The sequence below is a fragment of the Psychrobacter sp. CMS30 genome (assembly GCF_904846565.1).
Lineage (GTDB): Bacteria > Pseudomonadota > Gammaproteobacteria > Pseudomonadales > Moraxellaceae > Psychrobacter > Psychrobacter maritimus.
In genome coordinates this window covers 151,733-176,228 of sequence record NZ_CAJHBF010000003.1, presented here as the reverse complement: position 1 = coordinate 176,228, position 24,496 = coordinate 151,733, and the positions used below count along the sequence as shown (strand labels likewise).

20 protein-coding genes and 1 pseudogene are annotated in these 24,496 nt (G+C 42.6%); 18 read left to right on the top strand and 3 right to left on the bottom strand.

Translation table 11 applies throughout. The features are described from left to right. Positions 1–115: 115 nt before the first annotated feature. Positions 116–1,405: an adenylosuccinate synthase gene (locus tag JMX94_RS02815; protein ID WP_183619033.1), complete on the top strand. Its 1,290-nt coding sequence runs from the start codon at positions 116–118 to the stop codon at positions 1,403–1,405. A gap of 226 nt (positions 1,406–1,631) precedes the next feature. Here JMX94_RS02815 and JMX94_RS02810 read toward each other — a convergent pair. After that, a pseudogene (locus JMX94_RS02810) lies at positions 1,632–2,940 on the bottom strand (RNA-guided endonuclease InsQ/TnpB family protein). 342 nt (positions 2,941–3,282) lie between these two features. On the opposite strand from JMX94_RS02810, the gene ndk reads away from it, so the two are divergent. The 10 genes from ndk to JMX94_RS02760 all read left to right on the top strand — a co-directional run bounded on the left by ndk (position 3,283) and on the right by JMX94_RS02760 (position 16,561). After that, positions 3,283–3,714: a nucleoside-diphosphate kinase gene (gene ndk / locus JMX94_RS02805; RefSeq protein WP_193011877.1), complete on the top strand. Its 432-nt coding sequence runs from the start codon at positions 3,283–3,285 to the stop codon at positions 3,712–3,714. 377 nt (positions 3,715–4,091) lie between these two features. Next, complete coding sequence (gene rlmN / locus JMX94_RS02800) at positions 4,092–5,321, top strand: 23S rRNA (adenine(2503)-C(2))-methyltransferase RlmN (protein ID WP_201562993.1); 1,230 nt, start codon at positions 4,092–4,094, stop codon at positions 5,319–5,321. Between the two features lie 277 nt (positions 5,322–5,598). Beyond that, entirely contained in the window at positions 5,599–6,543 is a 945-nt protein-coding gene (gene pilW / locus JMX94_RS02795) for a type IV pilus biogenesis/stability protein PilW (protein ID WP_227673483.1), read from the top strand. Continuing rightward, on the top strand, positions 6,540–7,358 hold the full coding sequence (locus JMX94_RS02790; RefSeq protein ID WP_201562991.1) for a helix-turn-helix domain-containing protein: 819 nt from the start codon (positions 6,540–6,542) through the stop codon (positions 7,356–7,358). Before pilW ends, JMX94_RS02790 begins: the two co-directional genes overlap by 4 nt. A 241-nt stretch (positions 7,359–7,599) precedes the next feature. After that, positions 7,600–8,715: a flavodoxin-dependent (E)-4-hydroxy-3-methylbut-2-enyl-diphosphate synthase gene (gene ispG, locus JMX94_RS02785; protein ID WP_201562989.1), complete on the top strand. Its 1,116-nt coding sequence runs from the start codon at positions 7,600–7,602 to the stop codon at positions 8,713–8,715. Positions 8,716–8,817: 102 nt separating this feature from the next. Continuing rightward, positions 8,818–10,116 (top strand): histidine--tRNA ligase, encoded by a 1,299-nt coding sequence (hisS, locus tag JMX94_RS02780; RefSeq protein ID WP_201562987.1) that lies wholly within the window; start codon positions 8,818–8,820, stop codon positions 10,114–10,116. An 81-nt stretch (positions 10,117–10,197) separates the two neighbouring features. Beyond that, positions 10,198–10,998 (top strand): tetratricopeptide repeat protein, encoded by an 801-nt coding sequence (locus JMX94_RS02775; RefSeq protein WP_201562985.1) that lies wholly within the window; start codon positions 10,198–10,200, stop codon positions 10,996–10,998. A 278-nt stretch (positions 10,999–11,276) separates the two neighbouring features. Continuing rightward, entirely contained in the window at positions 11,277–12,485 is a 1,209-nt protein-coding gene (bamB, locus tag JMX94_RS02770; protein WP_201562983.1) for an outer membrane protein assembly factor BamB, read from the top strand. Between the two features lie 393 nt (positions 12,486–12,878). Next, a complete protein-coding gene (gene der / locus JMX94_RS02765) occupies positions 12,879–14,321 on the top strand; it encodes a ribosome biogenesis GTPase Der (protein WP_201546843.1) in 1,443 nt (480 codons plus the stop codon). A 233-nt stretch (positions 14,322–14,554) separates the two neighbouring features. Then, positions 14,555–16,561, top strand: a complete 2,007-nt coding sequence (locus tag JMX94_RS02760; RefSeq protein WP_201562981.1) for a HAMP domain-containing sensor histidine kinase — start codon at positions 14,555–14,557, stop codon at positions 16,559–16,561. Positions 16,562–16,707: 146 nt separating this feature from the next. Here the strand turns inward: JMX94_RS02760 and JMX94_RS02755 are convergent, their stop codons facing one another. Both JMX94_RS02755 and JMX94_RS02750 read right to left on the bottom strand, forming a co-directional pair. Continuing rightward, entirely contained in the window at positions 16,708–17,874 is a 1,167-nt protein-coding gene (locus tag JMX94_RS02755; protein WP_201562979.1) for a D-alanyl-D-alanine carboxypeptidase family protein, read from the bottom strand. A gap of 866 nt (positions 17,875–18,740) precedes the next feature. Further along, positions 18,741–19,178, bottom strand: a complete 438-nt coding sequence (locus JMX94_RS02750; protein ID WP_201562977.1) for an MCR_0457 family protein — start codon at positions 19,176–19,178, stop codon at positions 18,741–18,743. Positions 19,179–19,765: 587 nt separating this feature from the next. On the opposite strand from JMX94_RS02750, the gene JMX94_RS02745 reads away from it, so the two are divergent. From JMX94_RS02745 to JMX94_RS02720, 7 genes are all read left to right on the top strand, one after another. Continuing rightward, positions 19,766–20,107 carry an IS630 transposase-related protein gene (locus tag JMX94_RS02745; protein WP_037026110.1) on the top strand — a complete coding sequence of 114 codons (342 nt, stop codon included), beginning with the start codon at positions 19,766–19,768 and terminating at the stop codon, positions 20,105–20,107. Then, a complete protein-coding gene (locus JMX94_RS02740; RefSeq protein WP_201562975.1) occupies positions 20,046–20,606 on the top strand; it encodes an IS630 family transposase in 561 nt (186 codons plus the stop codon). Before JMX94_RS02745 ends, JMX94_RS02740 begins: the two co-directional genes overlap by 62 nt. A gap of 12 nt (positions 20,607–20,618) precedes the next feature. Next, positions 20,619–20,954, top strand: a complete 336-nt coding sequence (locus JMX94_RS13255; RefSeq protein WP_227673482.1) for a 5'/3'-nucleotidase SurE — start codon at positions 20,619–20,621, stop codon at positions 20,952–20,954. A 21-nt stretch (positions 20,955–20,975) separates the two neighbouring features. Further along, positions 20,976–21,299, top strand: coding sequence for a hypothetical protein (locus tag JMX94_RS13250; protein ID WP_227673481.1), 324 nt, complete (start codon positions 20,976–20,978; stop codon positions 21,297–21,299). A gap of 67 nt (positions 21,300–21,366) precedes the next feature. Then, the gene (locus JMX94_RS02730) at positions 21,367–21,978 is read left to right on the top strand and encodes an IS607 family transposase (RefSeq protein ID WP_201562973.1); all 612 of its coding nucleotides are present in this window, start codon (positions 21,367–21,369) and stop codon (positions 21,976–21,978) included. Then, entirely contained in the window at positions 21,975–23,129 is a 1,155-nt protein-coding gene (locus JMX94_RS02725) for an RNA-guided endonuclease TnpB family protein (protein WP_201562971.1), read from the top strand. Before JMX94_RS02730 ends, JMX94_RS02725 begins: the two co-directional genes overlap by 4 nt. A 419-nt stretch (positions 23,130–23,548) precedes the next feature. Then, complete coding sequence (locus JMX94_RS02720) at positions 23,549–24,355, top strand: peptidoglycan DD-metalloendopeptidase family protein (RefSeq protein ID WP_201562969.1); 807 nt, start codon at positions 23,549–23,551, stop codon at positions 24,353–24,355. Positions 24,356–24,496 lie beyond the last annotated feature (141 nt).

Here is a 24,496-nt window from a genome sequence, read left to right as displayed (position 1 = left end):
TAAATGACTGAGTTATTAAATCGCTAAAGAATGACTTTTAATTATATTTTTTAGCATAATTTCAGTTTTAAACCGTTATTGCACACACCTCAATACATCAAGGTAAGGATTAATCATGGGTAAGAATGTCGTAGTTTTGGGTAGCCAATGGGGCGATGAAGGTAAAGGTAAAATCGTTGATTTACTGACCGAAAAAGCCGCAGCAGTTGCACGCTTTCAAGGCGGACATAACGCTGGCCACACCCTAGTCGTTGATGGTAAAACCACCGTTTTACATCTAATTCCATCAGGTATCTTACGTGAAGGCGTGACTTGCTTCATCGGTAATGGCGTGGTGTTAGCACCGGACGCATTATTAAAAGAGATGAAAGAGTTAGAAGACAACAACGTGCCAGTACGTGAGCGCCTACGTATTTCACCGAACTGTCCACTCATCATGCCATATCATGTGGCACTTGACCAAGCTCGTGAAGCAAAACGTGGCACTGGCAAAATCGGTACGACAGGTCGTGGTATTGGTCCAGCTTATGAAGATAAAGTTGCGCGCCGTGCGATTAAGCTTGCTGACTTGTTCCGTGATGACTTAGAAGAAAAACTACGTAACTTAATCGAATATCATAACTTCCAACTGACTCAGTATTATAAAGTTGACGCCATTGATTTTGATGAGACGTTTAAGCTTTGCCAAGAGTGGAAAGAAGAGATTAAAGGTATGGTTACCGATGTGACCGAAGACCTAAATCAATTACGTCTTGCTGGCAAGAACCTGATGTTTGAAGGTGCGCAAGGTACGTTGCTTGATATCGACCATGGTACTTATCCGTTTGTGACCAGCTCTAGCGTAACTGCGGGCGGTGTATCTACTGGTACGGGTATCGGTCCACTGTATTTAGACTATGTATTGGGTATCACTAAAGCGTATACCACGCGTGTTGGTAGCGGTCCGTTCCCAACTGAATTGTTTGATGATGTTGGCGCGCATTTAGCCAAAGTCGGTCATGAGTTTGGTGCAACGACTGGTCGCGCCCGTCGCTGTGGTTGGTTCGATGCCGAATCATTACGCCGTGCTGTGGTACTTAACTCTATGTCAGGTATCTGCTTGACTAAGCTTGACGTATTAGACGGTCTAGAAGAGTTGCTAATCGGTGTTGGTTATAATCTACCTGAGACTGAGTGTGCTGGCGCGCATGATGCTGAATTCTATGAGTCAGTAACGCCTAAGTACGAAACCCTACAAGGTTGGAGCGAGTCAACCGTTGGTATCACAAACTATGACGACCTACCAGAAAACGCCAAAATATATATCAAACGTATCGAAGAATTGATTGGTTGCCCAGTTGATATCATCTCAACCGGTCCTGACCGTGAAGAAACGATTGTATTACGCGATCCGTATGATGCTTAATTAGTTAAACAGCTATGTTATAAGTAATTCATAAAACCCTAATGCTCAGCATTGGGGTTTTTTGGTAGCAATAAATCATAAATATTTGACAAATGAGCGGTAAGTTTTGGCTTTATGCAAGTGACTTTCCTAAATTAATGCTAGCATTTATAGCGTCAATCATTATATTGACATACTCCCACCACTTTCGCCAAGCTCAAGTGGGGAATTCTAAAAGCAAACGCTCTTAGGCGACTTTCTCACGACCGTCACAAGTTTTCTGTTTCAAAGGGCGACCTTTACCGCGTCCTCCCTCCGCAGACAACACGGCATGTCCTGCCGCGAGTATATTACGAGCCGCATTAACATCTGCGTTCGCAATATATGTGCATTTGACGCACTCAAAGTTTGCTTGAATGCGTCTATTTTCCTTAGCAATATGCTTGCATTCAAAGCAGGTTTGGCTGGTGTAGCGTGGGTTTACTTTAATGAGCAACCCACCTTGCCATTGCTGCTTGTACTCAAGCATATTAACCATCATGCCCCAGCCTTGATCTAAGATAGATTTGTTCAATCCTGACTTGGCTTTGACATGACGACCTTTTTTCTCCTTCGTTCCGCTTGCTGATTTCGACATATTGGCGACTTTTAAGTCTTCACAAGCAATCATGGCGTGGTTTTTGCTGATTGTGGTGGTGATTTTATGCAAGTAGTCATGGCGAATGTTAGCGATATGATGGTGGAGCTTTTGAATCTTACGGTTTTGCTTTTTCCAGTTGGCACTGAATTTTACTTTCTTTGCCAATCCACGTTGCAGCTTAGCAAGTTTAACTTGATTAGCTTTAAAACTGTTTTTGGGTTTGATGTATTGACCGTCTGAGGTGGTAATGAGTTTGGTGATACCTAAATCAATACCTATGGCGCTTGTAGAGGGGTGAATTGGGTTCTCAGATAATGCTCGCTCAGTGCCAAACGACACGTACCAGTGACCTGATTTCTTGCTGATGGTGACGTTTTTAATGGTGCCGATGATATCTTGTGATTTTTTAAATTTCACAAAGCCCACGCCATTAGGTAGTTTGACGCGGTTGCCTTCAATACGGCAATACTTATCAAACTGAACCAAGCGAATTGAGTCGCGGCCATCTGATTTACGCTTAAAGCGTGGCATCAGTGGGCGTAGTTGAATCTCTGTACCGTCTACTAGCTTAAAAAAACTTGGGTTTACGAGGTTTCTTTTTATTTTCTTTTAACCTGGTATGAGTTTTAGAGTCGAAAAATCGTGACCAAGCAGAGGCGAGATCACGTATTTTCTGCTGTAAAGACACGGCATTGGCATGGGTTCTTAAGAAGTCAAAATCAGGATTGTTCTTTAGATCTATGATTTTATTAACCAAGTTGGTGGCATTAATAAATTCATTTTTAGCAAACATCTCAAATGAGATCGCTAGCATTTGATTCCAAACAAAACGTGCAGAGCCGACAAGATTATTTAGAATAATCTGTTGCTCTGCATTAGGCTCAAGCCTAAATTTATACGCTTTGTTGATTTTCATAACGCCGATTCATTTTTTTTGATATAATATAAACTCTAAAGTTTACAATAATTTATTTCAATATATTATTTGTGTAAAGATATAATATAATAAACGAAACGCTAGGCGAAATTCAATTTCACCCTAACATCAAGTGGAGTCCTTTTTCACGTTTTGATAAGCAATAATTCTGTGTTGGTCTGTCTTGAATTTATATTGATAAATCATGAATTATTTCAATAAGTCTAAGCCAATATAGTAGTCGGAGATAAAATGAGAGGTTCGTGATAAAGCGACTTCTTTATTATTTCATTTCTTATTTTAGTTCAATTTTTTAACCCCCTCATCCATTAGGAGCTTTTCATGGCTAACGAACGTACTTTATCTATCATCAAACCTGACGCAGTTGCTGGCAATAACATCGGCGCTATCTACGACCGTTTTGAAAAATCAGGTCTAAAAATTGTTGCGGCTAAAATGATGCAACTTGATGATAAAAAAGCAGGCGGTTTCTACGCTGAGCACGCTGAACGTCCATTTTACAATGACCTAGTTTCATTTATGACTTCAGGTCCAGTATTGGTATCAGTATTAGAAGGCGAAAACGCTATCGCTAAGCATCGCGATATCATGGGCGCTACTAACCCAAAAGACGCCGCTGAAGGCACTATCCGTGCTGACTTCGCTAGCAGCATCGATGAAAACGCCGTTCATGGTTCAGATTCAGCTGAATCAGCAGCACGTGAAATCAGCTACTTCTTCAATGAAGATGAAGTTTGTGCACGTACGCGTTAATAGCAATAATTATTGATATCAGCTTATGATGTTGGTTATTAATAATTAGTGTGGCGAGACGGCTTATATCTTAGGGTATAAGCCGTTTTAGCTATTATAATATTCCGGTATTTTATTATGAATCATTAAAATGACTCATTGAAATTTCTAGTCACTTGCCTCATTATTAGTTTTACTGAGCATTATCAATCCCTTATCAGCATGTTTTCATCAGGTTTTTATGCTTTTTAAGTATTTACCAATGCCTCGATAAAAAATGCGCTCATAATGGATTGCTCCTGCACTCATACATAACGTATATACATAATGTATGACTGGCAACGCCCATCTCAATAATTGCAGCGCTTATCGCAATGGCTGCAAAAAGGTTCCCTATTATGTCGACTTCTCAAACACCCATCCAACATATCCCAACAAAGCCTGCGAATAGCATTAAGCTCGTTGATGAGGCGCAGGCAAAAACCAATCTATTGGGCATGACCCAAGCGCAACTGGTGGATTATTTTAAGAGCATCGGCGAAAAGCCGTTCCGCTCGACGCAAGTCATTAAATGGATTTATCAGCAGGGTGTAACCGACTTTGAGCAAATGACCAATTTGAGCAAATCATTGCGTGATAAATTGTCAGCCAATGCCTGTGTTGTTCCGCCAAAAGTAATTCATCGTCAATATAGTGATGATGGTACGCGTAAATGGGTTTTTGAAGTCACGGGCGGCTCATTGGTTGAGACAGTTTTGATTCCAGCCGACGACAGCAAGTTAAACGGTCGTAAAACTCTCTGTATCTCTTCGCAGGTAGGCTGTGCATTAGATTGTAGCTTCTGTAGTACTGGTAAGCAGGGTTTTGAGCGTGATTTAAGCGCCGCTGAAATCATCGGACAATTATGGGTGGCCAATGCCTCTTATATGACCGATGACAATGACAGTTTAGAAAACGTTGACCATAGTTTATGGGAAAATAACGTCACTAACGTCGTCATGATGGGCATGGGCGAACCATTGTTAAACTATAAACCCGTGGTTGGTTCGATGGAGTTGATGCTGAGCGACCATGCTTATGGGCTATCAAAGCGCCGCGTCACCTTATCAACGTCGGGCGTCGTACCAAAAATGTACCAATTGGCGCAAGATATCGATGTAGCCTTGGCGATTTCCTTACACGCGCCAAATGATGAGCTGCGTAATGAGCTGGTGCCTATTAATAAAAAGTATCCGCTAGAAGAGCTGATTGCCGCAGCAAAAAACTACGTTTACGATGTCAATCCGCGTCATAAAAAACATGTGACAATTGAATATGTCATGCTTGATGGCGTCAATGATCGTAATGAGCATGCCCATCAATTAGTGGCGTTATTAGAAGGTTTACCAAGTAAAATTAACCTAATTCCGTTTAATCCGTTCCCACATGCGCCGTATGACAAATCAAGCAATAATCGTATTCATGCCTTTAGTGATATCTTAAGCCAAGCGGGTTTTGTTTGCACCATTCGCCAAACGCGTGGTGATGATATTGATGCCGCTTGTGGTCAATTGGTTGGACAAGTCGCTGACAGAACGCGCCGCTCAGCAGCTTGGCAGCAAAGCATTAAAGATCGCGAAAATATTTAGTGCAGCGTTAATAATGCAGGGCTAACATTGTAGAGTTAAATACTACAGCGTTAACTATTTTCTGATTGAGCATTTAGATGTAGTAATGGGCTTAAGCATTCAGATTAAATGCCTAGCTGTCGTTTTTGTCTCACAACAGTAATAAAATGTAGTCATTGGCAGTAATAATTGAGTGCGGCGCAATTAATCACAATAAATTGTACTTATGGGGGCTAAATCTATTAAACTGATGCCTCGAAGATCGAACGCATTGAACCTCAGTTTTATGATGGCGGCTATGATGACTTTTAAAAATCTTTGTCAGTTCAAATATCAAACATTTATTTCTCAGACGGCGCAGCAATCGAGTGTCAATGTTGTCCGTATTGCCAAAAAGCGCGGCGCAAACGTTATTTTGTTAGCCAGCGCTTTAAGTGCCTTGCTACTTAGCGGTTGCCAGAGTACAACGACCACGGATTTAACCGGTGGTACGCCTTATCAAACCTCAACGCGGCCGAGTGACAATCGTAATTTGGATCAGCAAGAAATTGCTCGCGTTCGCACCTCACTTGCGGCACAATATATCCGCAAAAATGAGCTTGATACCGCTCAGCGTCAACTTGAAAAAGCCTTTGCTGCCGATAGCCGTTATGCGCCAGCCTATGATATGATGGGCGTTTTGTTGCAGCAAGAGGGCAGTCGCCTTAATCTTGAAAAAGCCGATCAATACTTTAAAAAAGCCATTACGCTTGATAAAGATTTTGATCAAGCCCACAACAATTATGGCGTTTATCTGTCGCAGATGAAGCGCTATAAAGAGGCGGCGGCGCAGTTTGAGATTGCAGGGGCAGCACTTGGTTACGAAGGTCGTATTGGGGCGTTAGAAAACTTAGGACGCACTTATCTTCAGCTGAATGATCATCCAGCCGCTGCCAAAGCGTTTTTGCGTGCCTTAGATGGTAACCGCAATAGTGTGATTGCACACATTGAATTGGTCGATTTATTACTCGAGCAGCAGCGTGTGCAGCAAGCACAAAGGCTTTATGACGAAACTTTGATGCTGGTACAAGGGCAGGGTATTAGCCCGCGCTTGCTATTGCAAGGTATCAAACTTGCGGCAGCACAAAATAACATAGCAACCCGCCAGCAATTGGCACAGCAGCTTTTATCCGCTTATACACTAAGCGATGAAGCAAAACAACTTAAGACTTGGCTTAACAATCCAGAGGCACCATGGAAATGACCACCCCATCATCAAACACTCAATCTAACGCTCAGGGATCATTTGGTGCCATGTTGCAGCAAGCCCGCAAAACTAAGCAAGTCAGCTTGGAGGACGCGGCCGCCGAGTTATTTATTTTAAAACGACATTTGCAAGCCTTAGAAAATGAAAATTTTGCAGATTTACCGCAGGCGGCGTTTGCGCGTGGTTTTGCGATTAACTATGCAAAGTTTTTGGGTTTAGATCCAGTCAAAATAGCCAATAGCTTCGATGCTGCTTACCCAACTGAGCTAAAGTCGCGCTCAACCAACAATATTGAGTCGCCACTACGCCCAATGGGTACCCTACAGCGCGATACTCATAACCGTATCCGTTTTAATCCATTATTAATCATCGCGGTCATTGGTGTCATTATCTTAGCGATTTTCCTATTTCGTATGGTCAGTAATGCCAGTAAAGACAATAATCAGCCGCCAGTAACCAGCAGTGAAGACATCTCAGCGCTAGAACAAGCGCAAGGTGCGGCGATTGATACCGATGCTAATGGCGTTGGTGCTTCTGGTTCAGCACTTAACTTGGGCGGCGATGCAAGTATGGCACCAGCTACGCTAGACGTTAAGCTGACAGATGCCGCTGTCGTCACTATCACTGACGCTACCGGTAATAGCTTGATAGCTGGTTCGCAGACTGCTGGTAATTATCAATTATCTGGTATGCCGCCCTTTAATGTACTGATTGATAATGTTAAAAATGTCAGCTTGATGCTTAATCAAGAAGCGGTAGCTCTAGACAGTTATGCTACAGGTACGCAGGCCAGTTTTGAGCTAGCGCCTTAGTTTTTAAATAACGGGTTTATTAATTTGTTAGTTTATTAAATGACTGGTTTTAAAGTGAGCGCTAATTTTTCCAGTGATTGCTATTTTTAAAACCGTTATTGTTAGTGTTAAATAGTAATTAGTCTTAAGAAAATTATGGGTGTTAAAAAGCTATTGGTCTTAAAAATTTATTAGCGTTATAAAAGCGATGTTTGTTTCCAGTTTTTTTCGTTCTAATTTGTTCCAATGAAAGGGTTTGTCTATGTCAACGTCAGCGCCTATTAACCGTCGTCTTACTAAAAAAATATATGTCGGTGATGTCGCGATTGGTGGTGATGCACCGATTAGCGTGCAAAGTATGACCAATACCGATACTTGTGATGTGGCAGCGACCGTTGCCCAAATCGAGCGCTGCGTTGAAGCAGGGGCGGATTTGATGCGCGTATCGACGCCGACGATGGATACGGTAAGAGCCTTTGCGGAAATTCGTAAGCGTGTCAGCGTACCCTTGATTGCTGACGTGCATTTTGATCATAAAATTGCCTTGGCCGTTGCTGAAGCCGGTGCCGACTGCCTGCGTATCAACCCTGGTAATATCGGTAGCGACGCCAAAGTGCGTGAAGTGGTTGCTTGTGCCAAGCATTACAATATTCCTATTCGTATTGGTGTTAATGCAGGCTCATTGGAAAAAGACATTCAGCGTAAATATACTGAGCCAACCGGCGCGGCGATGCTTGAATCAGCCATGCGCCATATCGATATATTAGAGCGCTTGAACTTTGATCAATATAAAGTGTCGGTGAAAGCCAGCAATGTGTTTTTGACGTTAGACGCTTATCGCCTGATTTCTGCACAGATTGATAATCCGCTACATTTAGGCGTCACCGAAGCCGGTGTTTATCGTACGGGCGCGGTTAAATCTGCGATTGCACTTGGCGGGCTATTACTAGATGGCATCGGCGATACCATTCGTATCTCCTTAGCCGCAGAGCCTGAAGAAGAGATTAAAATCGGCTTTGATATTTTAAAGTCGCTAAACATTCGCTCAAATGGCGTTAACTTTATCGCTTGCCCAAGCTGTTCGCGCCAAGAGTTTGATGTCATTAGAGTGATGACGGCGTTAGAATCACGTTTAGAAGATATCCGTGAACCGATGAATTTGTCAGTGATTGGCTGTAAAGTAAATGGTCCGGGTGAAGCGAAAGAAGCGGACATTGGTATTGTCGGCGCGGCACCAAAATCACTGGTCTACCGTATGGGCGAAAAAAGCCATTTGATTGATACCAATAATTTGGTCGATGAGATTGAAGGCATGGTACGTGCTCATGCTGAAGATTTGGCGAAAAAACGTGAGAATGAAATCATTCGTGTAAAGTAAGCGTAAGACGCTGAGCCATTTAAAGCTTAATGTATAAGCGTCACGACAAAAATAATGAGTAATAGAGTACTTTGTTAAAAAATTTAAGGATGCGACCGTACCATGATTAAAGCTATCAAAGGGTTTAATGATATTTTGCCTGAACAGTCTGCAAAATGGCTGCACTTAGAGTCGATATTGGCTGATGTGCTGGGCAGATACGGTTATGAGCATATTCGTCTGCCTATCGTTGAGCAAACCGATTTGTTTGCCCGTGCTATCGGCGGCGCAACCGATATCGTCGAAAAAGAGATGTATAGCTTTACCGATAAGTCTGAGCCGCCAACGCCATTGGCCTTACGTCCTGAAGGTACGGCAGGGGCAGTACGTGCAGTGATTGAGCACAATTTATTGCGCGGTGATACGCCGAAACTTTGGTATATCGGTCCGATGTTTCGCTATGAGCGTCCGCAAAAAGGTCGCTACCGTCAGTTTCATCAATTGGGTGTCGAAAGCTTTGGTAGTGCGCTACCGGATGCCGATGCCGAGCTGATTGCCATGACGCATCTAATGTGGCAGGAATTGGGTCTAAAAGACGAGATGCGCTTAGAGCTTAATAGTTTGGGTGAGCTTGATGAGCGTCATGCTTATCGCGAAGCACTGGTTGCTTATCTGACTGATAAGCAAGAGCAGTTAGATGAAGATAGTAAGCGCCGTTTAACGACCAATCCGCTGCGTATTTTGGACAGTAAAGAGGCGAGTACCCAAGCGTTATTGGTAGATGCACCAAAGCTTGCTGAGTTTTTGGGTGCCGAGAGCAAGGCGCATTTTGAGCAGGTACAAGCGTATTTAACCGCACTTGGTATTGAGTTTGAGATTAACCCGCACTTAGTACGTGGTCTTGATTACTATAATAAAACCGTTTTTGAGTGGGTAACTGATAAGCTTGGCAGTCAAGCGACCGTCTGTGCTGGTGGTCGTTATGATGGTTTGATTGGGCAATTAAAATCTATCGGTACCCCTGATGATAAAGGGCATAATAAACCAGTGAAGTCTGAGCCCGCGGTTGGCTTTGCGATGGGACTTGAGCGTCTGTTATTACTTATCGAAGCTGTGGCACCGATTGCAGAGCTGCCAGCTTGTGACGTTTTTGTGGTTGCTCATCCAGAAGTTTATAGTGCGGGTATTGGTTATGCGCAAGAGCTGCGCTACAGCCGTCCTGACCTACGGGTAAAAATGGCGAGCGCAACCAGCTTAAAAGCACAAATGAAAAAAGCGGATAAGTCAGGCGCTGCATTAACAGTGATTATCGCCCAGCAAGAGCTCGATGATAATACCATTAGTATTAAAGATATGCAGACGGGTGAGCAACAAACGGTTGCGACAGATTGGCTATCGACTAAAGAAAACTTTGATCGTTAGTAAAAGAAAACTTGGTTCGCCAATAATCGATGGTGGCTTTAGCATTCATAATTTAATAACACTTTTATCAGGTAAAAATATATGGCTCTGACACCCAATTCGCCAAATACAGACAATTCAATGCAAGCATTAAAGCAGTATGGCAGCTATATTGTCACCGCGATTTTATTGGCGTTGGCCGCCTATTTCGGCTGGACGTATTGGCAAAATAACCATGCACGCGTCGATACGGTTGCAGCCGACCATTATGCGGATATTCAGCGTTTAAATGAAGAAGTCAGCCTAGCGTCACAGAACCCAGATTTAGAAGCAGAGGCGCAAGCGTCACTGGCGGAGAGCCGTAAACAGTTAGATAAAGATATTGATGCTTTAGTGAGCACCCATGGTAGCTCTGTCTATGCATGGCAAGCGCTGATGATTAAAGCCCGTCAACAAGTGGATAACGATGACTTTAAAGGTGCGGGTGAGACCTTTAAAAAGGCACTAGCAATTGATTTGGGTGATGCAGGCTTAGAAGCGATTACCCGTCTACGCTATGCGAAGACGTTACTAGCGGCTGGTGATGCCGACGCCGCCTTGGCTGAAGCCAATAATGATATGCCAAGCTCGTTTGAAGCGAGTCAACAAGAGCTATTGGGTGATATTTATCTAGCACAAGATAATAAAGACTCAGCGGTTAAATCTTACAATAATGCTTGGGAATTGTTACGTAACCGTCAAGAAACACGTGCAGTATTGGCATTAAAGATGGAAAGCTTGGGTATCGTGCCTGAACCTATTGCGGCGTCAGCCAGTCTTATCCAAGAACCTGCGGTAGCTGCAGCACCTGCACAACAGCCATCAGTGGTTGAAGATGAAAATACGGTAGTAACTGCTGAATAGTAGATGTTGAAAATAGATAGTAAAAAGATTTTCAATAATAATCGCTGCTGCTAGATATGAGCGCTAACGCTTTGATAAGTATTTTAATAAAAATTGTCATACCTCAAATCGTTCTACAAACCGTTTTAAAAAACTGTTTTAAAAACTAAGTAGCGCAGTAAGTCAGGAGGGTAGTATTAATAATGAGTGCTTATTTATGTGCTGGTTATTATTGTTCACCGTTTACTTGCTGATAGCTAATTTATTAATGATTAATTTATTGCTAGTGAGACCCTATAATGACTCAAGCTATTCGCTCTAACAGAACTATAAACGCTAAGACCATCAAAACGACGGCCATGCATGTCGCCGTAATCGCAGTAATGGCAACCGCAGTCGTTGGGTGTAATCGAGGTATCAAACCAGTCGTCAATGACCCTGTCAAATTGGTGCAAATTGCGCAGCCAATTAGTGTATTGCAGCCGGTTTTTAGTACCGATGTTGGTAGCAAAAAAGCCAGTAGTAAAGATCCGCTTGACCTGCAAGTGGGCTATGCCAACTCGCAAATCGTTACTGCATCACGCGGTGGTGATTTAATAGGCTTTGATAATGCCGGTCAACGTGTATGGTCAGTTAATGTTGGTGATCAAATTACCGGCGGCGTGGCCTTAGATGCCTTGAGCCAAACCGCTATTGTCAGTACCCGCGGTGGTCAAGTGATGGCGTTTGATAGTGCCACTGGCGCTAAACGCTGGCAGACTCAGCTTAGCGGTTCGGTACTAACGCCTGCTTTAATCAGCAATAACCGGGTGGTTTTATCGGCTAACGATGGTTTCTTACATGGGTTATCGCTACAGAACGGTCAGTCGGTTTGGCAGTTTGCCACCCAAGTGCCTGCTATCAGCGTACGCGGTAGTGCAGCGCCAACATTACTAGATGCGAAAACCGCACTATTGGCTACGGCTGATGGTCGCTTGCATGCCGTCACTATCGATAATGGCCTACCGCAGTGGTCACGCCGCGTTGGCGTCGGTGCAGGCAGTAGTGAAGTTGAGCGTATGAGCGATGTCGATGGCATGCCTATCGTCGATAAAAACCAATTGTTTGCCATTAGCTATAGTGGTCAGTTGTTAGGTATCGACTTAGCTTCTCGTCAAGTACTGTTCGTTAATGAGCTTGCAAGCTTAAAATCACTGGCGGTGAACAATCAGCAAGTCATTGCAACCAGCCTAGACGGCAAAGTAGTTGCTTATAATCGCAGCAATGGTGAGGTTTTGTGGGAAAGTGAAGAGTTGGCTTATCGTCATTTAACCAACCCTGTAATGATTGGCAATTATATTGCTGTCGGTGATTTTGATGGCGTGGTGCATTTATTTGACCCTGCTAGCGGCAAAATCGTTAGCCGCGTACAGACTAAAGGCGCATTAAGTAGCTTGCAAGTACAAGGTAGCCGCTTACTGACCCAAAGCACCTCAGGGCAAGTTGCTATTTGGCAATTGGGGCGCTAGATTTTTATAAGTCATTGCTTATTTGATTGTACTGATTAAATAAGCCTGCTTATAGTGACATCAATACAAAACGCTGCTCAGTCAGCGTTTCGTGCCTTGTGTAAATTGCTTGTTTAAGCGGTCGCTTTCGCGTACTCTATGCGACCGCTATGTAGTAGGCGTTATTCATATATAATAGCGTTATCTATATAGTCGATTCATTTTAGAATTTATATTTATAGCCCGTGGCCATTAATATCTCGATATTATTTCGCACTGACTATATTTGCTATTATCTAATTTTATCGTTTTATTTCTATAATTTATTTAAATTTGCGGTCAAGTGCAGCTATTCATCTTTATGATAAGAGTCAGCGACCTGTCCGCCATTGTGCCCTTCACTGAGAGTAACCCATGAGTATCAAGCCTGTGGTCGCCTTAATTGGTCGTCCAAACGTCGGTAAATCTACCTTATTTAACCAGTTCACTAAAAGTCGGCAGGCATTGGTTGCTGATTTATCAGGGCTGACTCGTGACCGCCAATACGGTGATGCAACCTATGAAGACAAATCTTTCATCGTTGTAGACACCGGTGGTATCGGTGAAGCGGATGATGGTAGCGGCAATATTGATGACTATATGTCTGAGCAGTCGCATACGGCCATTCATGAAGCCGATATTATTGTCTTCGTGGTCGACGCCCGTGCCGGTATGATTGGTGCTGATGCTGAGATTGGCAAGTTTTTGCACACCCTTGGTAAGCCTGTTTATGTCGTTGCGAATAAAGTTGATGGCGCGCACGATGCCGCGCCTGCAGAGTTTTATGCCTTAGGATTGGGCGAGCCGTATCCGATGGCAGCCAGTCATGGGCGCGGTGTTGGTAACTTGCTAGAAGTTCTGACTGCTGATATGCCAACGCAAGAAAACGTTGTCGAGCCAAAAGGCTTAAAGCTGGCTATTATTGGTCGTCCAAACGTTGGTAAATCAACGCTGGTTAACCGCCTATTGGGTGAAGACCGTGTGGTGGTATTTGATATGCCGGGTACCACGCGTGACAGTATTTATATTCCTTATACGCGCGAGGGTAGAGACTACGTATTAATTGATACCGCCGGTGTCCGTCGCCGTGGCAGAATCGATGAAAAGGTAGAGAAATTCTCAGTCATCAAAACCTTGCAAGCAATTGACGATTCTAACGTCACGGTTATTGTGATTGATGCCCAAGAAGGTATCGTCGACCAAGATTTACATATGATTGGTTATGCGCTTGATGCGGGTCGTGCCTTGGTGGTCGCCATCAATAAATGGGATGGTTTAACTGCAGATCAAAAGAACTATATCAAGATTGAGATGGATCGCCGTTTCAACTTTATCTCTTACGTAAAAGTCCATCAAATCTCAGCATTGCACGGTACCGGAGTGGGTAACTTATATCCTTCTATCTTGCGTGCTTATCAGTCGTCGATGTTTGAGGTGTCAACCAACCGTTTGACGCAGATTTTACAAGATGCTGTTGCTGCGAATCCGCCACCAACGGTTGCCGGTCGCCGTATCAAGCTGCGTTTTGCGCATATTGGTGGTCATAACCCGCCAGTGATTGTGATTCATGGTAACCAAACGTCTTCGCTACCGAAGAGTTATCAGCGCTATCTTGAAAATCAATTCCGCCAAGTATTTAAGCTTGAAGGCACGCCGCTGAATGTTATCTTTAAACAAAATGATAACCCATACGCCAATAAAAGCGACACGCCAACCAAAGCAAAAGCGCAACAGCTACGCCAACGTGAACGCAATCGTGCGCAGAAATTTACCACCAAAGATAAGCCAAGATTTACTAACAAAGATAAAAAACGTTAATTTAGTAATATTATCTTTATTAGTGGTTGGAGTAGATAGCAGATAAAGAGCATTTTATGCTATCTATTATATTTTTCTATAAGGTGTTTTGTCATGATGGCTATATCAGCTGTCATGGCATTTTGCTATTTGATATACTATTTATCCGTTACATTAAAATGTCGTATTGCGCTCATCACTCTTATAAAATACCTGTAGTATAATCAAAAGTTGTCTTAACTCAGTTGAGTGATATGAACAACCGCCCACCACAAACCCTTCCTATGCTTGTTTGGCAATCTATCGTACAGACCATGATTTTGGCTGTATTGGTAGGTTTTCTATTGTCTTTTGTTTATGGTTTGGTGCAACACTATAAAGAAGAGCGTCAGCATATCCAGCAATTGGCGAACTTGCTGACGATTAGTGCCGCAAGCGTCGATGGTGACAAGGTGGTCGCGGAGCAAGTGCGCTTCTTGTTAAAGCATAAGCAAAGCGTTGAGAGTATTTTGTTTTATTCAACTTCTCAGCCTATTGCCGATAGCAATCAGTCCAGAGATGATTGGAAAAATGCCTTATTTGCCAATACGGTCAGCTTTAACTATCCGGTGGTCGGCGATTATATTAATGGCAGCAGCAGCCTATCTATGGTTAGCGATACGCTAAACCCCGCCCAAAAAAGCATTGCCGCGCAGAATATCTCCCAGAATACGCTTCAGCTAAATTCAAGCCTGCAAGCTGCAAATAGTCCGCTGAGTAATAGACATGAATCAAATTCAGCCAGTGATTTAAATACTGAAAATACCTTGGTCGGCTATATTAATATTACCTTAGATGTGGCGACCCTACGTTCAAATTGGCTACAAAACAATCTATGGTTGTGGTTAATGACCACAGCATTAGCCATTATTTGGGCGCTGTATATTTTACGTAAATTAAACTGGCCATCACAAGATATCGCCGTGCTTACGGAAGTTTGTGACATTGTCATTAAAAACCCTGAGCTTGAGCAGCTGCCCGTGATTCCGCAGCGCTTTAAGTTTCAGGAGCTGGTGCAGATTAAGCAGGCCTTTACGACGTTGTTCAATCGTCTGCAAGAATCGAAACAAGATTATGAAGCGCTTGCCGCTTTTGAGCAGCAATTGCATCAAAAGGATTTATCTTTAGATGTGCAGCTGCATAATTTTCAAAGCATGATTACTCATGAGCTAAAAACCTCGCTTAATGCCATTGTCGGCGGCTTACAACTGTTAGATGATGAACACCTCAATGATGAGCAAAAAGACGCGGTCGATATCATTCATAATGGTAGTGACAAGTTAGTTTTGGCATTGGATCAAATTATTCAGCTTAATCAGATACAAAAAGGTCAGGTCAGCCTACAGATAAGCGAGTTTAATCCGCTGCAATTAATTGCTGATTTGTTGGCAGATTTTGAGCCTATTGCCAGACAAAAAGGCTTGGCATTAATCAGTCATATCCATCATATTGATTATAGCCTTGAAGGCGATGTCGGAAAAATACAGCAAATATTATCGATACTGCTGAGCAACGCGATTAAATTTACCCCCGTAGGTGAAGTCAGTATTACCTCGCAATTGACCCATTTTGATAATAGCAATCGTTGGCAGATTCGAGTCAAAGATACGGGCATCGGTATCGATAGTGGCTTTATCGATGATATTTTTAATCCGTTTTTTCAGGTAGATTCATCACAAACTCGTCAGTATGAAGGCACGGGCATTGGCTTGCCAGTCGTCAAACAAATGACGCAGTTGATGGGAGCCAGTATTAGTGTCGAGAGCACGCTTGGCGTCGGGACTGAGTTTATTATTACTATTCCGACGTCCAATCTACGCCAATCGCGCCAGCAACAGCTGCTTACGGGACTGGTCATTGTCTACTACTATGATCAAGATAGCGGCGCTTTGTTGGATGAATTACAGCGTTTAGGCGCGCGTGTTATCTGTTATCAACATGAACAGCTCGTTATTGATGAGATGCAGCATAGAAAAGTCGATATGGTGATGTTCGCGGAAGACGTATTAGCAAGCAAAGCGGAATTAGTGGCCAAGCGTATTCGTGCCTCTGAGACCGACTATCGGGCTTTATTGGTATTTTGGTATCCACAGCAGCGTGCACGACATTTAGACAGCTTTGAGCATAGCTTAAAAGCGGCCGGAGTGGATTACTGTCAGGTGGCAACCTATGAAGATAAAGCGCTGAGTAATTTATTAAAGAGCTGGCTCGCTTGGTCTTAATGATGGCGGTAGGCATGAACATAGTGATAAGCATAGACAAATAAAAAAGACGCCCATAAACAGGCGTCTTTTTTAATACTAAAATCACTGCTAACTATTATAGTTACATGCAGACATGTTTTTATGCAGATTATTAAATAATGAGCTTAAAATAAGTTTTGTGCCCAGCGGGTAAAACGTTGCCAGATACGGCTCATAAAGCCTGATTGTTCGATATCGCTAGTGGCTACGATAGGCACGGAAGCAACCGCTTTACCATCAATAACCGCCATCATTTTGCCAATTTCTTGACCTTTTTTGATAGGCGCTTCTAAGCTCTCAGGAATATCGACCACAGTAGTGATTTTATTCTTTTGCGTTTTATCGGTTAGAATTTGCAAACTGTCGCCAGTCGCAAGCTCTACTTCTGTCGCTTCACCAAACCATACCGGTACTTTACTAACAAACTGTCCAGCGGGTGCTTTAGTTACGGTAGTAAAATGACCAAAACCCCAGTTAAGTAGCTCACGTGACTGATCGGCACGGGCTTGCTGGCTTTCTGTACCCATAATAACAGAGATTAGGCGCATGCCATCACGATTACTAGAGGCGGCTAAGCAGTAGCCTGCCGCATCGGTATGACCTGTTTTTAGACCATCAACCGTAGGGTCAGTGGCTAGTAGGGCATTACGGTTACCTTGGGTAATACCGTTATAAGTGAACTCTTTTTCCGAATAAAGACCGTAATAGTCGCCACTGTTTTTGATAATTGCACGTGACAATATGGCCAAATCTAACGCTGATGCTTGGTGCCCTTCGTCTGGCATACCTGTCGAGTTGACGAAATGGGTATTTTTCATCCCAAGCTTTTCTGCCTGCTCATTCATCAAGATTGCAAATGAGGCTTCGCTACCAGCAATATGCTCAGCCATCGCTTTTGAAGCATCATTGCCTGATTGAATAATAATACCGCGTAACATATCGATGACGCTGGCGGTTTTATTGACCGGCACATACATACAAGACTGACTGCTACTACCGCGGCACCAAGCATTTGGGCTCATCAAAACTTGTTCGTCTTCTTTGAGGTCACCTGATGCTAAGCGCTGCTCGATGATGTAACTGGTCATCATCTTGGTCAAGGACGCTGGTGGTAGTGCTTGATTGGCATTTTTTTGTGCCAATATTTCACCAGTGTTGTAGTCCATTAATACATAAGCCGTATTTTCCATCTCGGGTGGCTGTATGGCTGCGCTCGCCATCATTGCACTCATAGAAACACTGACACCCACTACCAGCTGTACTAACTGTTTTTTTACACGCTTTACTGTCATAGATTGTTACACCGCATCATAAAACCAAATGTATCTATCGCTTATATTTCGTGCGGATTCTCACGGTTAATCTATTGTGGCCCGCTTTAAAGCTGACTCTAAAGCTAAGATTTAAAACAGATTTTTGATGAGAGACTTAACGACTAAGCGATGGACATAAAATTAACGCCTTATCTTAGCAAAATGCCGACCGATGGGGAATCGATAAATACAATAAAATAGGACGCGACCAAAAACAGCGCATCATTGTGATAAACCATAGCGTTTAGAAGGGCAAAAATATGGGCATATAAAGCCCTTAGCTATAGATTGCATTTCGATGCACGAATGCTTTTCTAACTGCCACAAAAAAGCCTGCTGCACCACCTGCGATACGCAGACCAGATGACAGCAAGCTTGATACTATACTATAGGTTAATTAATAGGTGGTGTGTCAAAAAGTATGCTGATTAAAAATTGAACAATTTTTAAAGCCTTGAGAGCCCTATAAAATCAGAGAACTTAGCATGGATTTCTTATTGACTTCTATCGCCAGCATACTTTTTAGAACACCACCAATTAATAAACTTATAGCGTTTTTTAGTTGATTAACATTGATATAGTAAAAACCAGCGACTTGACGGTGATATGAGCAGTAGTTTTATTATGGTTATTTATCGCTACTTATCGTGCATATAAAGTAATGCTGGTTTCTGTTTATATCAATGCTTTTTATATCTTTATATCAGCAGTGCTTGGGCTACTACTTTATTTATACTTCTCTAAAAAACAAGCTTTACTGTTTTTTATAATAGCTTATGAAGAATACTTTTTAATAGTAGCCTTTATGAAAGGCAGATTTATTAAAAGCATCTTCTATTAATTTCTTAAGAATACTCAGCATTCGCCAAATCTTCACATAAGGCTTTGTTATCTTGTCTAGAGAAACCCATCGTCCAACTGCGAATACCTTGCAATATCTGACGGTAATCTTGCTGGGTAGATAGATACTGAATAGCCGCTTTTGGGTCTTCTAACGACGGCATCAACTCATGCAACTGTACGTTATAAGATTTATAAAAACGCTGTTTTTGTTTGCCCGTCAGCATCGGCGGACATATCTCTGACAGTACTTGCATCACTGCAATTTCATGCTTGGTGATGTTAATACCAGATAAATCCAGAGGAATGGTCGTCGCTGAATTAGACGCGGCATTGGTCGCTTGAGACAGCATAGCAATAGACGTTATCAGTCCTGCTAGACCTACTTTTGAGGCGGTCTTCGCTATCACAGAAGCTATAGATAATATCGATTGATTATTCATTCAGTATTACACTCGCTTATCTTTGTTTGATGGTGCTATGTTAATCGGTAAAAAAATAAAAGTCACATAAAATATTGATTTATGTGTAGATATATTGTGAGCTAAGCCACGTTTACAGCAACATATTAGTAGTATGTAGTACTAAGTTACCTCAACATAAAAATATTCATTGATAATGTTGTACCTTGTTGCCTATTGTAACTCTATCGCCATGTTTTTATACTAAAAAGTGGTCATTGTTGCTACTGAAAAAACGCCTATAAAAACTCGCCTATAAAACCGAATATCGGGAAAATTCTAGCCCAAGACTGGGTTCGTCTGGTGGCACTATTAGGGTATAATCGGCCAAAATATTTTGAGTATAGCCACTGACTTAGTCTCGATAAGAGGGATTATAGCAATTTTACGATAACAAAGTAGCTAAGTGGACAGACGGTCATTAATAACGGTATTGGGCAGAATTGAGCAAAAATGAAAATTTTAATGAGTAATGATGGGGTGCATGCTCCGGGGTTGTTGGCACTGTATAGTAGATCTTTTATAAAAGTGGTACAGTAGTTTTAAAACAAGCGAAAAGTAAAAAGATTATGACTTATTCAGCAGACTTCCGTGCTCAAGTGATTAAAAGTGTCGAACAACAAGATATGAGTATCAGACAAGCTTGTGCATTTTATGACATTAGTAAGGCCACGCTACAGAATTGGCTCAAAGACCCTAGTATTAAACTCACTCGCAATAAACCACCCAGTAAAATACCTAACGAAGCTTTATTAAAAGATGTTGAACAGCATCCAGACGATTACATGTACGAGAGAGCACAGCGTTTTGGCTGTAGTAAGTCGGGCATCGAGGCCGCTTTAAAACGTCTTGGTATCAGTCAAAAAAAAGACCTTAGAGCATCCAAAAGCTTGCCCATTAAACAGAGCTAAATATCTAAGTAAACTGGGCGACTACATCGCTCAAGGCTATGCAATTGTATACATGGATGAGAGTGGCTTCGAGGCTGAGACCATCCGCTCTCATGGCTATGCACCTATTGGTACCCCTTGCATCGATAGCTATAACTGGCAAGGTAAAAAACGCACCAATGTTATTGGTGCCTTATATGAAAAAGCGTTATTTGCACTTGATTACTTCGAAAAGAATATCAATGGCGACATATTCTACAACTGGTGCAAAAACACGCTAATACCAAGTCTTAAAATAAAATGCGTAATCGTCATGGATAACGCCAGCTTTCATAAACGCGTTCAGAGATTACTCAACAGGTATGGTCATCGCTTGTTATTTCTACCGCCTTACAGCCCTGATTTAAACCCTATTGAAAAAAAATGGGCACAGGCTAAGTTTCTACGACAAGGGTGGATGGAGAATAATTTACCTAAGCTGTTTCATGATATGGGTTGTACCAATTTTATTCTGGATTGACTATATCACGCATTGTCAACCATTGCAGAGGTGGTGGTTGCGCCAAGTAATGAGCAAAGGGGCTGCGCAAGCTCCTTGAGCATCTCAACGCCGCTATATACTCATGAATTGGAGTCTGGTTTTATTGCGGTGAATGGTTCGCCTGCAGACTGTGTGTATTTGGCGTTACATGAAATTTACCGTTATACCGATTTTGACTGTGTGATTACAGGTATTAATTCAGGTGCCAATCTTGGTCAGGATGTTTTATTTTCTGGTACGTTCGGCGCTGCATTGACCGCGCAGCTTTTTGGCTTGCCAGCGATTGCCACCTCTTTAGTGGGCGGCGGGGTCAAAGGTGCAGGGTAGGAGCAGGTAAGTCATTATCAAATGGCGGCCAACGAGATTATCAAATTATTGACCGAAACTCCGATATTAGATGCTTACAAAAATTTGCCCTATCATGTATTAAACGTTAATATTCCTGATGTTGATAGTGCCGATGCGATTAAAGGTCGAACAATCACGGCTTTAAGTCACAGTGAGATTGCACGTCCTGTGGTCGACCCACGCGGCTGCGATGCCTACTGGTTATCGCTACGCAAACGTACATTATCAAGTGAAATAGCAACAGAAAATGTAGACGCTCAAACATCGTCCATAGAAATGACGGATGACCAAGCGGTGGCAGCAGGGTTACGATCAGTTAACTAAAATATAGCCAAATCTATTCATTTATATCTATAATAAACAGATTGTATCATGATATAGAGATTAAGTTATGGGAAAGCTGGTTAGTATTGGTGAGGCAGCCAAACATTTCGGAGTTGCTCAATCCACACTAAGACGTTGGGATGAGGATGGCACGTTAGTCGCCAAGCGAACCAAAAATGGGCATAGGCGATATGATTTAAGTGAAATTAGACCACATCCTTTGAGTACACCACCTAAATTAGACAGAAAAACTGTTGCTTATGCTCGGGTATCAAGTCGTGATCAAAAAGATGATTTACTTCGCCAAGCTCAAGCTTTGGAACTTTATTGCGCCAATCAAGGTTGGGTTTTTGAGACGATTACCGATCTTGGTAGTGGAATGAATTATAAGAAAAAGGGCTTGAAAAATCTGCTGGATGACATACTAGACAACAAAGTTGAACGACTGGTAATTACTCATAAAGACAGACTTTTGCGATTTGGTGCAGAATTGGTTTTCATGTTGTGTGAGGCGCGTGATGTTGATGTGGTAATAATCAATAAGGGCGAGGAAGTGAGTTTTGAGCAAGAATTAGCTCAAGATGCATTAGGGATTATCACCATATTTTCAGCAAGACTCTACGGATCTCGCAGTAAGAAAAAACAACAGTTAATAGAGGCGGTTAAAAAAGCATTATGATCCGTGGTCACATCATCGAACTCAAACCAAACAACGTACAGGCAAATCACTTTGCTCGGGCTTGTGGCGTGGCGAGAAAAGCCTACAACTGGGCTTTATATGAGTGGCAACGGCAGTATGCGCTTGATAAGGCGTATCGTGATGCGTGTTTAGCGGCTGGCATAGAAATTGATACCAAAAAGCTAAATAAGCCCTCACAGGCAAAGCTCAGACGCGAATTGAATGCCATTAAGCGCGAGTTATTCCCTTACATGTTAGAAGTGACCAAATGTGCTCCGCAACTGGCAATCATGCAACTGGGTGATGCTTATAATAATTTTTTTAAGGGCTTGGCGAAATATCCAACAGCTCGCAAGAAAGGACGTGACGATAGGTTTAGCTTATCCAATGACCAATTTGCCATTAAAGGCAAGTCCATTCGCATACCCAACTTAGGCTGGGTTCGTATAAAAGAAGGGCTACGTTTTGACGGTAAGATTATGTCGGCCACCATCTCTAAGCGTGGCGGCAAATGGTTTGTCAGCGTGGCCGTTGAGAGGCAAGAAGTCGCACTTCCTGCTAAAAAGACAGGTAAAAGCGTGGGTATTGACCTTGGTATTACTGATTTATTGGTTTTATCAGATGGTACTAAAATCAAAGCACCAAAACCATTGGGTAGGTATTTAAGCAAATTAAGAACACTCAATAAAAACCTAAGTCGTACCAAGAAAGGCAGTAAAAACAGAGAAAAAGCAAAAACCAAGCTCTCTCGTTTGCACTACAAAATCAGGTGTATTAGGCGGGATTCTCTCCATCAGATCACAACAAAGCTGGTTAAAGAGTTTGATGTGATTGCAATTGAGGATTTAAACGTCAAAGGCATGGTTAAAAATCGCAGATTGTCACGGGCCATTAGTGATTTGGGTTTCTTTGAATTTAAGCGACAGCTTATTTACAAAGCCGATGAGCAAGGTAAGACAGTTAAATCGGTTGGGCGCTTTTATCCCAGCTCAAAAACATGTTCAAACTGCAATCATATCCTTGGTAAAGATGAGCTAACGTTGAAAATGCGCGATTGGATCTGTCCTGTATGTCAGGTTTCTCATAACCGCGACCTCAACGCCAGCATCAATATTTTAAATAATGCGACTGTCATCTTAACAGCCGCATGACCCCCTTTTATTGGACGGTGAGTTCCATCGCCAATTAAAAAAGTCTGTGGAGTCGTGGTCAGTCTAAGTCTCAAACGAGAAGTAGCGCGTGACATTGAAGCAGAAAGAAAACATCAAACCTAACCAATAGTTAATATTGATTAGGTTTGAGTAAGATTTTTGGAACGGTATATTAGTCTATCGCCTGTGCGCCTGCATCATACGCCAACCGAAACCCTTGATACGCTCTCGGGGTTGGTGCTGTAAATTGATAGGTTTATCCGTAGTGATATTTATTAGTGCTTAAAAATTGCTAAAAAACCATTGGTTATTTAATAATTAATCATGGTATCTGAGACATTAAACGTTATAACCGTTAGCAAAATGCTTGTGAGTAACACAAGGAATTTGTGAGCAACATAAAGAATAGGAAATCTTGTATGAAGAAGCTTATTGCTGGATCGCGCTTGGCAACAGTGGCATTGATGGGTACGTTGACAGCAGCCACATTAACGATGGTCGGCTGTGCCACTAAGCCCACTTATCAGGCAGCCAACCAAGCAGGACCTAAGATTATCACCAACGGACAAGGTGTTCCCAATTATCATCGCGTCCAGCGCGGTGATACGGTCAGCCAAATTGCAGCGCGCTATCGCTTAAGTTATCGCCAAATCGGTGCGCTAAATGGCTTAGATAGTAAATATACGATTTATAGTGGTCAATGGCTCAAATTATGGCAAGGTGAGCCAGTACGCGCCACCAATAACAATCGCTACAATGCCTCTACGCCAACGCAAGCACAGCCAACCTATACGCCGCCTGTGACCAACACGCCCAATTATTCACAAAATCCTGTTTATGAAGTGACGGCCAACGCCACTTCAGGTTATGAATATCCGAGTCGCAACCAAGTGACGCGCAACTTTGATGCTGCCGCCGGTAACATGGGTATGTGGTTTGCTGGCACCATGGGCGATCCGGTACTTGCGAGCCAATCTGGCACAGTACTATACTCGGGTAATGGTCTGCCAGAATATGGCAACCTGATTATGATTCGTCATAGCGATAACTATATCACCGCTTACGCGCATAACAGTGCGCTGCTGGTCAAAGAAGGTGAGGCGGTACAGCGTGGTCAGCGCATTGCAAATATGGGCAGCAGCGGTCAGACCAATCAAGTAGGCTTGGAGTTCCAAGTACGCTTAAATGGTAATCCTATCGACCCACGCGCGGTATTGGGTCGTTAAAAAAGCTCGTTGAAAAAGACAGTAATAAAGGCGTTAAAAAGGACGTTAACTCTGTGGCAGCTTTTATAATAACTTTGCTATGTTAATTGGCAATTATTAAAGCTGCGCCCATTAAGCTACTTTACTTATTCATACTTGAGA